Origin of the sequence: Mesorhizobium sp. M1423 (assembly GCF_040317575.1) — a bacterium.
Lineage (GTDB): Bacteria > Pseudomonadota > Alphaproteobacteria > Rhizobiales > Rhizobiaceae > Mesorhizobium.
Map to the genome: position 1 here is coordinate 105676 of NZ_JAMYKU010000021.1, position 9691 is coordinate 115366.

9 protein-coding genes are annotated in these 9691 nt (G+C 62.0%); 5 read left to right on the forward strand and 4 right to left on the reverse strand.

What is annotated here, in order from left to right; all coding sequences use genetic code 11:
* Positions 1 to 29: 29 nt before the first annotated feature.
* Together NKG95_RS24300 and NKG95_RS24305 are read right to left on the reverse strand one after the other, a co-directional pair.
* Positions 30 to 911 carry a transglutaminase family protein gene (locus tag NKG95_RS24300; protein ID WP_352493813.1) on the reverse strand — a complete coding sequence of 294 codons (882 nt, stop codon included), beginning with the start codon at positions 909 to 911 and terminating at the stop codon, positions 30 to 32.
* A 73-nt stretch (positions 912 to 984) separates the two neighbouring features.
* Entirely contained in the window at positions 985 to 1578 is a 594-nt protein-coding gene (locus NKG95_RS24305) for an SOS response-associated peptidase (RefSeq protein WP_352885317.1), read from the reverse strand.
* A gap of 53 nt (positions 1579 to 1631) precedes the next feature.
* On the opposite strand from NKG95_RS24305, the gene NKG95_RS24310 reads away from it, so the two are divergent.
* Both NKG95_RS24310 and NKG95_RS24315 read left to right on the forward strand, forming a co-directional pair.
* A complete protein-coding gene (locus NKG95_RS24310; RefSeq protein WP_353042759.1) occupies positions 1632 to 1946 on the forward strand; it encodes a hypothetical protein in 315 nt (104 codons plus the stop codon).
* A 332-nt stretch (positions 1947 to 2278) separates the two neighbouring features.
* Positions 2279 to 2872, forward strand: coding sequence for a hypothetical protein (locus NKG95_RS24315; protein WP_353042760.1), 594 nt, complete (start codon positions 2279 to 2281; stop codon positions 2870 to 2872).
* A gap of 201 nt (positions 2873 to 3073) precedes the next feature.
* On the opposite strand, the gene NKG95_RS24320 is transcribed toward NKG95_RS24315, so the two are convergent.
* Positions 3074 to 3274, reverse strand: coding sequence for a CsbD family protein (locus tag NKG95_RS24320; RefSeq protein ID WP_023719429.1), 201 nt, complete (start codon positions 3272 to 3274; stop codon positions 3074 to 3076).
* A gap of 192 nt (positions 3275 to 3466) precedes the next feature.
* Positions 3467 to 4750, reverse strand: coding sequence for an ROK family transcriptional regulator (locus NKG95_RS24325; protein ID WP_352547869.1), 1284 nt, complete (start codon positions 4748 to 4750; stop codon positions 3467 to 3469).
* A gap of 197 nt (positions 4751 to 4947) precedes the next feature.
* Here NKG95_RS24325 and NKG95_RS24330 point away from each other — a divergent pair, with 197 nt between their 5' ends.
* The 3 genes from NKG95_RS24330 to NKG95_RS24340 are packed head-to-tail and all read left to right on the forward strand — an operon-like array spanning position 4948 to position 9540.
* The gene (locus NKG95_RS24330; protein WP_353042761.1) at positions 4948 to 7506 is read left to right on the forward strand and encodes an ATP-binding cassette domain-containing protein; all 2559 of its coding nucleotides are present in this window, start codon (positions 4948 to 4950) and stop codon (positions 7504 to 7506) included.
* Complete coding sequence (locus tag NKG95_RS24335; RefSeq protein WP_353042762.1) at positions 7503 to 8492, forward strand: ABC transporter permease; 990 nt, start codon at positions 7503 to 7505, stop codon at positions 8490 to 8492. The genes NKG95_RS24330 and NKG95_RS24335 overlap by 4 nt, the downstream gene beginning before the upstream one ends.
* Positions 8493 to 8538: 46 nt before the next feature.
* The gene (locus tag NKG95_RS24340; protein ID WP_353042763.1) at positions 8539 to 9540 is read left to right on the forward strand and encodes a rhamnose ABC transporter substrate-binding protein; all 1002 of its coding nucleotides are present in this window, start codon (positions 8539 to 8541) and stop codon (positions 9538 to 9540) included.
* Positions 9541 to 9691: the final 151 nt, after the last annotated feature.

The following is a 9691-nucleotide window of genomic DNA, read 5'->3' on the forward strand; positions in this document are numbered from 1 at the left end:
CGGGAAAACATCAGCGGATGCTAATTTTCCTACGCACCGATCTCCTTCGCCACATTCACCTCGACGGTCATTGCAAGAAAGCTCGACGCGCTTCCCGAATAACTCCCGGAAAGCGGAATGGCTTGACGAGGATGCCGGGCCACGGCCACCCTGATCAAATCCCGATTGCCGACAATGCCATTGGTGGGGTCGAACTCGACCCAGCCGGCACCCGGCAGGTAGACCTGGCACCAGGCATGCGTCGACCCGCCGCCAAGAACCGTCGCGCTGTCGCGGCTCGGCACATAGACGTAACCAGTCACAAAACGGGCGGCAAAGCCGAGCGAACGAACCGCCTCCATCATGAACAGCGCAAAGTCCCGGCATGTGCCGCGACGCAGGTGCAACGTCATCAGCGGCGGCTGCGTCCCTGGCTCGCTTCGACGGGAATACACAAAGCTCTCGTGGATGGCATAGCAAAGCGTCATCAACAGATTGCCGGTCCCGGTGTGCCCTGCGGCACTGAGGAACTGTCGTGCCCACTTGCCAACCTCGTCACTGTCATCCTCGTATTGACGTTCCATCGTCTGGGAGAGATCTGCGGCTTCGTCGGGATCGTAGGAAAACGGATAGTGAAGCGCAGCTTCGTCGATACGGAAATCGGGCGCATGCTGCGGCGTGTGGTCCAGCCGAATGTCTGTCGCAAAGCGCAGTTCTTTCGCGGGGTTCTCGAAATCGATCACCGCCACGCAGTTTCCGAAAACGTCATGGATCCAGCGAACCTCTTTCGGCTCGGGATCGACAGACAAGGCGTGGTCCAGGAGTCTTTGATCGAAGCTGTCGCGCGGTCTGAACATCAGCCGATGCTCGCCGAACCTCACCGGCCGGCTATAGCGATAGACCGTCGTATGCTGGACTGAGAAGATCGGCATCAGTTTTGGTCGACAAGTTTACCTGCGATGTTGGCGCAATCATATAATCTTTTCCACGCTCATTCGATGGTTCCTACTCGGAACCTGCGCGAACTGTTTCCGCTCTGAGCGACCCTTCCGGCAGCGGCCGCATGAGTTCAGCCTCGGACTTCGTCAGATGGATCCATGCCGCCCAGTCCGATGGCCGCAGCACAACCACTTGGCGGTTGTGATATGGCGCCACGTCCGGCCCCGGATCGGTCGTCAGCATCGTGAACGTCGGCGGCTTGTTGCCGAAACCCTCGCGCCAAAGCCCGGCAATCGCCATGAACGAATGGCCATTCAGCGTGAACTTGTGCTTGGCTTTTGGATATTTCGTTCCCGTGAACTCGAAGAAAGCCGACGCCGGGACGAGGCAGCGTTTGCTGTTGCCGAATTGTCGACCCTCCGAGCGAAAGTTGAATACAGGTCCGCCTTTTGGTCCGGCCGGAGGAAAGCCGAACGTCATCGACGCCAGTTCGATTGTGTCGCCGGCCCCGCGCATTACAGGCGCAGGGTCGTTGATGTGGATGTCGTCTGCCTGCGGCAGATCCAGTTCGGTTTGATGGCTGGGAATATTGAGCGCCAGCGAAGCCATCATCCGGCAATACTCGGCCCAGGCGACATGCTGTTCGTAGTCATTGCACATGGAAGGCTCCGCACGCTCGATCGAGATCAGTTTCAATATAGCGTTGTCGGTTTGTGCCGATTGCTGGCGGATTTGCCCTATTTGGGCCGGCGTGCGGCAGCGATGGCCTGCAACAGATTGATGCTGTTCATGTCGGGTTCGCTGGATGCGGCAACGGCAAGTGCGGCGGCCTCGGCTATTTTCGCGACGTCGTCGCTGCTGATTGTTCCGCGCTTTTCCAGCAGATTTATAAGTTCGACAACGAGAAGAAAGGCGTTCACGCCATATCGTTCGGCTTTGAGCTCGAACTCGCCTCGAGCCAATCTCTCCGCGTCTCCTTCAGCCCGTTTGTCCATCTGGGCGTCCTCTCCTATGGCGACAAGCTATGAACGCTTTAGCACGAATGGTTTAATCCTTCGAACTCGCCGCACCTTTCGCCGGTTCGACACCTTGTCGCCGGTGGCAAGGGCACGGCTTCAGCCAAGGATGAGACCTGCCAGCAGAACCGTAAGGATAAACGACAGCACAACGGCAAGCAGCCCGCATGCTTCCAAGGTGTTGGTTTGCCAAACTTTCGTCGGGCGCCTTCCGTCTGAATTTCTGTTTGGCGGAACAAACTTCATCTGGCACCAGATCGGACGCGGAACCGGCTTGAATTTGCGTAAACGCTCCTCGGCCCGGAGATGAGTTGCGGCATCTCCACGGAACTCCGGAGCACTGCGTGCGTGGCGCCGGCCTGCTTTTCATCGACGCGGGCCATCACCAGAACGACACCCTCTGCGATCTTCGGCTTGCCCGGCTTCTGGGCAAAATTGGCGAAGGTTCCGAGAAGCCCGCCGCCAAAGCCGCCCCACGCCGCACCGACCAGAGCCATGCCGGTCATCCCCGCGGGATCAATGCCCTGAGCTCCAAAAGCGCTAAAACCGGCCAGCAGACCAGCCGTCGCGCCAAGTGCGGCGCCTGCGCCCGCACCTCGCCAGAGAGCGCTCATCTCATCGTTGTAATATCCAGCAACGCTGATCGGTTCATCGTTGTCATTGTAAGATCCGACCACGCTGATCTGCCGGCGACGAATCCCGGCAGCCTGAAGCCTGGCAACGGCACGTGCTGCCTGGGCATGGGAATTGAACAGTCTGCTGATCGTTTGCATTTACGCCCAAACCCGACGCTCGTTCGGAGCGTCGGGCTTCTCCTCTCTGGCTTGAACTCTTCCGCCCAGACGCATCTTGGTCGCGCCAAAGCTCACTACAACGTGAGCCAGCCGGCTACGTTCCTCAGCCGGGGCTTCGGTCCATTTCTGGAGGGTATTGCTTAGGACCTAAGTCTGACCTGCCTGGGCGCAGTGAGGCCACGCCGAGCGAGGGGAGCGGCTGTCCGCCACGCAAGTAGAACATTAGATACGGCTAAAGATTCCTCGCGGGCCTCGCTGTCGAAGAGCCCACCGCACCAGTCGGCACGGCGGGCGACGCAGAGTCTACCCCGGTGGTGGGATAGCAGACGGCGGTGCGTCCAAGGCTCAGCTGATGCTTCTGGACCAGTTATCTACCTGGCGCTCTGCCTCTTCCTTGGCGATGCCATATCGCTCCTGGATACGTCCCAAGAGCTGGTCTCGGTTGCCCTCGATCCGATCAAGATCATCGTCGGTGAGGTCACCCCACTGCTCTTTCGCCTTGCCTTTGAACTGCGTCCATTTTCCCTTGATTTGATCCCAGTTCATATGTTCCTCCTTGCTTCCTGGGCCCGCACTGAAGCGGAGCGCGGACCGATCGGCATTTCAATGTCGGTGACGAATGAAGATCAGCGGCCGCTAAAAGTTCCGGTGCCGGCGCAAAAAGCCCGCCGTGCCCGTGCCGGACTGCGAACTGATGTTGATGATGCCCGGAGCTTGATGCTCTCTCGCAGCGCCATCCTATCCCGTTGAAGTCGCCGAGCTTCTCGCTGGCTGGCTTTGGCTGGCAAGCCTCGAAAGGCTACCCAGCAGCATTGTTCTGTCCTTGCCGATCATCAGCACGCCGCTGTCGGGCGCCAACAGTGCCGAGAACGGCAGCATCGCCGCGCCGATCGGCGAGGCCTCGGGGCCGAATTGTCCCGAGACGATTTCCGGCGCCACGATGCCGATGGCGCTGATCCTGTTGAACTGGGTCTGCACCTTTGCCAACAGCTCGAGATGGATCGGCCGCGGCAGGATGCTGTCGAGGACGATCGCCTCGATGTCGATGACGGAGGTGATGGCGATGATCGCCTCGACCAGCGCATTGGCGCAATCGTCGATCCATTCGGACAGCGGCTCGCGCGCCCCTGGCGGCAAGGGGTCGAGTTCGCGCACGCGATTGATCTCGATGCCGCGCGATTTGAGATGATTGACCAGCACATAGATCGAAGCGCGATGCAGCAGGCTCTGGTAGCGCGCCGGCTTGGCCGCCACCGAATCGAGGCTTGAAGGCGAGACCGGCAAAGGACCGAGCGCGGCGCTGTTGCCGTGCGGCCCGGTGTGGACCTTGCCGCCTTGCACCAGTCCGCCGCCGACAAAGGTGTCGATCGAAATATGCATGAAGTCGCGGAACCGCGCGCCAGTCCCCTGGATGAGCTCGGCCAGTGCGGCCGATGACGCGTCGTTTTCCACGAAGACCGGGGTCTTCGGCTTTGTGGCGAAGAAAGTCGTCAGATCGATTGCTTCCCACCGGCTACCGAGGTCGTCGGGAAAGCCGAGCTCCTCGCTCCAGCCGCCGAGGAAATATGGCGACGCGATGCCGACGCCGACGATGCTGGCATCGCCAAGCCCCTCGACCAGTTTGTCGAAATTGGCCAGCGACATGTTGCCGGCCTTGAGCACCATGTCGGGATCCGGGAAGCGATATTCGTGCGACTCGCGCGAGCGGACCTCGCCGGCGAAGTCGACGAGCACGGCCTCCAGCGCGCGCCGGCCGATCTTGATGCCGACGCTGTAGATACGCTCCGGTGCAAGTCGGTAGAGAGTGGACGGCGATCCTCGTTGTCCGAACCTTTTTCCCACTTGCTTTACGAATCCCGACGATTCCAGCCCGTCGACAATGGTGGCGACCGCGGCCGGCGTCAGATTTGCGGCGCGCGCCAGATCGGACTTGGATGCCTCTTTCAGGCGGCGGATGGCATCGAGCACGAAGCGCTCGTTATAATGCCGAACCTTGACCGAATTGCTGCCTTTTCCGGACAAAACCGGCGCCTCCCCATTTCATTGCCGCGGAGCTGCTCTAACCGCCTGCAGCTTTGAGGCTGCCGCGGGGTCGAGCACTTCAATCGCACCCATGCGCGACGCGACAGTGCCCTTCGGAACCATGGAAGTCAATTTTCCAGTTGCGGCGTCCAGCCATTTAATATAGCAAATTGAAAAAATAGGACCAGGGAGGAAGGGTGCTGCATTTGGGCGCATTAGGCGAAGCCGATGCCATGGTGAAGAGTGACGTGGCTGTCCCCGTTGCCCTGGTTCAGGCGACAAAGGCCTTCGGCGGCACGATTGCCCTCAAGGACGCGTCCTTCGAATTGCGCCCAGGCGAGGTGCTGGCTCTGCTTGGCGAAAACGGCGCCGGCAAGAGCACCTGCGTGAAGCTGCTGGCCGGCGTGTATCTCCCGACCGGCGGCCATGTCGAAGTCGATGGCGAGCCTGTGGTCTTCCATTCGCCGCACGACGCCCAGGCTGCCGGCATCTCGGTCATGCACCAGCACCCCGGTCTTTTCCCGGATCTTTCGGTGGCGGAAAACATCTATCTCGGCCATATGCCGCGCGACCGCTTCGGCGGCATCGACAACGCCGCCATGCTTGCCGGTGCGCGTAAGGTCCTGGCGACAGTCGGCCTCGACGTGCCGGCCGAAACCCGGCTCGGGATGTTGCGCACCTCTGAACAGCAACTGGTCGAGATCGCCCGCGCCCTGTCGCTCGACGCGCGGGTGCTGATCATGGACGAGCCGACGGCCGCCCTGTCGCAGCGCGAGGTCGAGCGGCTGTTCACCGTCGTTGCCGACCTGCGGCTGCATGGCGTGGCGATGATGTTCGTCGGCCACCGCATGGACGAGATCTTCCGCATCGCCGACCGCATCGCGGTGTTGCGCGACGGGCGCCTCATTGGCGTCAAGCCGAAGGCCGAGCTTGGCCGCGCCGCCGCCATCGGCATGATGGTCGGCCGCGAGGTGACCGACCTCTATCCGCAACGAAACCGCGCAACCGGCGCGCTGGTGCTGGAGGCGAGGGGGCTTTCGCACGCCGGCGGCTTTTCCAACATCGACCTCAAGCTCCACGCCGGAGAGGTGCTCGGGCTCGGCGGCCTGGTCGGCAGCGGGCGGACCGAGATTGCGCGCGTGCTGTTCGGAATCGACCAGCCCGATGCCGGCGAAATCCTGATCGACGGCGAGGCTGTGCGCTTCGCATCGGCACGCGACGCCATGGATGCGCGCATCGCCTATGTCTCGGAAGACCGCATGGGCCAGAGCCTGGTGATGGATTTTTCTATCCTCGACAATGCGGTGCTGCCCGTCCTCGACAAGGCAGCTCGCTCCGGCTTCTACGGCACGGACCGCGCGATCGCTCTGGTTTCGGACTGGCTGAAGCGCATGAAGCTGCGCTTTTCCGGCTACGGGCAGCCGGTGAAGGAGCTGTCCGGCGGCAACCAGCAGAAGGTGGTGTTGGCCAAATGGCTGCGCACCGCGCCGCGCGTCCTCATCCTCGACGAGCCGACGCAAGGCATCGATGTCGGCACCAAGGCGGAAGTGCATGCGATGATCGCCGACCTTGCCGCGCAAGGCATGGCTATCATCCTGATCTCCTCCGAAATGCCCGAGCTCATCGGCATGTGCGACCGCGTCATCGTCCTGCGCGAAGGCCATCGGACGGCCGAATTTGTCAGAGGCGAAGCCACCCAGGAAAAGGTGCTGGAAGCAGCTACGAAGGCCGGGGAAAGCGCCGACCCGGCAGCACAGCCTGCCAGCGAGGAGAAGAGAAAAGGACCGTTCGACATACTGAAGCGGCGGGAGTTCGGCCTGCTCGCCGCGATGCTGGCGGTGGCCATCCCGGTCACCATCATCAACCCGCGCATGGTGAGCGCGGCAAACCTGACCGCCGTGTCGATGGATGCCGCCCTGCTTGTCGTTGCAGCGCTCGCTCAGATGCTGGTGCTGATCACCCGCAACATCGACCTTTCGATCGCGGCGGTGATTGGCCTGTCGGCTTACATGGCGGCCAGCATGGTCCAGGCCTATCCGGGGCTCGACATCGGCATCGGCCTGATGACCGCATGCGCGGTCGGTGGCGTCGCCGGCCTGATCAACGGCCTCGTCGTCACCAGGGGAAAGATCCCGGCCATCGTCGTCACGCTGGCCTCGATGTCGATCTTCCGCGGCTTCAACTCGATCTGGGCAGCCGGCGACCAGATCAGCGCCGACGAAGTCACGCAAGCCTGGCTCGACATGACCGGCCTGAAAATCGCCGGCGTGCCGCTGATCGTCGTTATCGCGATCGTCATCCTGTGCCTGGGTTATGTGCTGCTCTATCGCACGGCCATCGGGCGCGAACTGTTCGCCGCCGGCTCCAATCCGGACGGCGCACGTCTTATCGGCATTCCCGTCGACCGGCGGATTCTGCTGGCCTTTGGCATGGCCGGCCTGCTCGGTGGCCTGTGCGGTGCGCTGTGGGCATCCCGCTATGCGACCATCGATGCCCGCGTCGCGCTCGGTTTCGAACTCACCGTGATCGCGTCGGCGGTGGTCGGCGGCGTCGCCATCCGCGGTGGTTCGGGCACGCTGCTCGGCATCATCCTCGGCGCGCTCACGCTGCTCGTCATCAAGAACGGGCTGACGCTGGTGCGCGTCGACCCGCTGTGGCTGCAGGGCGTCTACGGCCTGGTGATCCTGGTCGCCATCGGCATCGACACGTTTATCGTGCGGCGTGCCGAGCAGGCAAGACAGGCGAGGGCGCGGTGAGAAAGTTCCTCCGTTCGATCGACTTCTGGGATCTGCTGCTGGCGACCTCCTGCGTGGCCATCTTCCTCTACGCGGCGATCTTCGTGCCGAATTTCGTCTCCGGCTTCAATCTCTCGCAACTGGGCGCCAGCGCCTCGGAAAAGGCGCTGCTGATCCTGCCGATGACGCTGCTCATCATCACCCGCGAAATCGACCTGTCGATCGCCTCGGTGCTGGCGCTGACGTCCGTCGTCTTTGGCTTGCTGGTACAGGCCGGCGTGCCAACGCTTGCCGCAATCCCGCTGACGCTCGTCGCCGGCGGCCTGCTCGGCGCTTTCAACGGCTACCTGGTCTCGGGCCTTGGACTGCAGTCGCTGGTGGTGACGCTCGGCACGATGGCGCTCTATCGAGGTATTGGCTACATCCTGCTCGGCACCGGTTCGGTCAACATCCTGCCGCCCGCGGTGGTGGATTTCGGCATCAACAATCTGCCGGGCACCGAGATACCGTGGACCATCGTCCCCTTCCTGGCGCTGGCGCCGGTGTTTGCGGTCGTGCTGCAGAAGACGCCGACCGGCAAGCGCATCTACGCGCTCGGCGGCAGCCCCGAGGTGGCGCGCTATTCCGGCATAAACACGCGCCGGATGGTGCTGAACCTGTTCGTCGTCTCGGGCGTCGTCGCGGCGATAGCCGGCATCGTCTATACCGCGCGCCTTTCCAATGCCCGCGCCAACAATGCGCTCGGCATGGAGCTCGACGTCATCACCATCGTGCTGCTCGGCGGCGTCAGCGTCTTTGGCGGCAAGGGCCGCCTGACCGGCGTCATGCTGGCGTTGGTCCTGATCGCCATCATCCGTAACGTGCTGGCGCTGAACCAGATCGGCGGCGACGCGCAGGGCATGATCATTGGCCTGCTTCTGATCGGCTCGCTGCTGGTCGGCAATTACTGGCGCTCCACACAGGAGCTGCTCAGCAGATCCCGCGCAATGCGCGAGACAAAGGGGTGATCTCGGGCCCCTTCCTTTAAGCCCGAATTTTGACGGAGGAGTCACAATGAAAGCGTTTAGATTAGCCCTGCTCGCATCCGCGGTTCTGCTCGCGCCAACCTCGCTGGCTTTCAGCCAGGAATGCGCCAAGGAACCCGTAACGGTCGGTTTCCTGCCCAAGCTCGACACAGACCCCTACTTCAAAGTGGCTTTTGGAGGTGCACAAGAGGCAGCCAAGGAAATTGGCGGCACCGCTACCCAGGTCGCCCCATCGCAGGCGACCGCCGAGGCGCAGATCGAATTCATCAACAGCCTCGTGTCGCAGAAGGTCGGGGTCATCGCAATTGCCGGCAACGACGCCAATGCCGTCGCGCCGGCGCTGAAGCGCGCCGTTCAGCAGGGCGTCAGGGTGATTTCGTATGACTCCGATGTGGCCGCCGATGCCCGCGCGGCATTTGTCAATCAGGTCAAGGGCGACAGTCTCGCCGAGATGATGCTGGAAAGTGCATTCGCCCTCAGCGGCGGTGAAGGCGAATTCGCGATCCTGTCGTCGACGCCGACGGCGACCAACCAGAACGCCTGGATCGAGTTCATGAAGGCGAAGATGGCTGCCGAGCCGAAGTTCTCCAAAATGAAGCTGGTGCAGGTGGCCTATGGCGAAGAAAGCGAACAAATCAACCAGCAGCAGGCGCTGGCGCTGGTCCAGGCGTTTCCCGATCTCAAGGTGATCATCGTCCCGGCAGGCATCGGCCTTCCGGCGGCCGCGCGTGCGCTCGAGGAGGCGGGCATGATCGGCAAGGTCAAGCTGACCGGCCTCGCGCCGGCTACTCTGATCTCGAAATACATCAAGGACGGGGCGGCCCAGGATATCTGGTGGAACGTCACCGATCTTGGCTATCTTACCTACCAGACGGCCCAGGCGCTTGCGCAGTGCAAGATCACCGGAAAGGAGGGTGAGAAGTTCACGGCAGGCAGGCTCGGCGAATACACGATTGGCGCCGGCGGCGAACTGATCCTTGGTCCAGCCAAGATCGTGACCCCCGAAAATCTGGCCGAGTTCAAGTTCTGATCCTTTGGAGTTCGAACTCCGCGGGGGGGGGGGCCCCCCCCCCCCCCGCCAGAAAAAAAACAAAAAAAAAAAAAAAGGGGGGGGGGTGGAAAAAATTGGATAGTGAATATTAAAAAAAACGCCCCCCCCCCCCCACGGAAAAACGGATTTT

What these genes read in the sequence shown, in the direction of transcription:
- NKG95_RS24300 (WP_352493813.1), bottom strand. Translation starts at nt 911, where the DNA reads ATGCCGATCTTCTCAGTCCAGCATACGACGGTCTATCGCTATAGCCGG.
- NKG95_RS24305 (WP_352885317.1), bottom strand. Translation starts at nt 1,578, where the DNA reads ATGTGCAATGACTACGAACAGCATGTCGCCTGGGCCGAGTATTGCCGG.
- NKG95_RS24320 (WP_023719429.1), bottom strand. Translation starts at nt 3,274, where the DNA reads ATGAACTGGGATCAAATCAAGGGAAAATGGACGCAGTTCAAAGGCAAG.
- NKG95_RS24340 (WP_353042763.1), top strand. Translation starts at nt 8,539, where the DNA reads ATGAAAGCGTTTAGATTAGCCCTGCTCGCATCCGCGGTTCTGCTCGCG.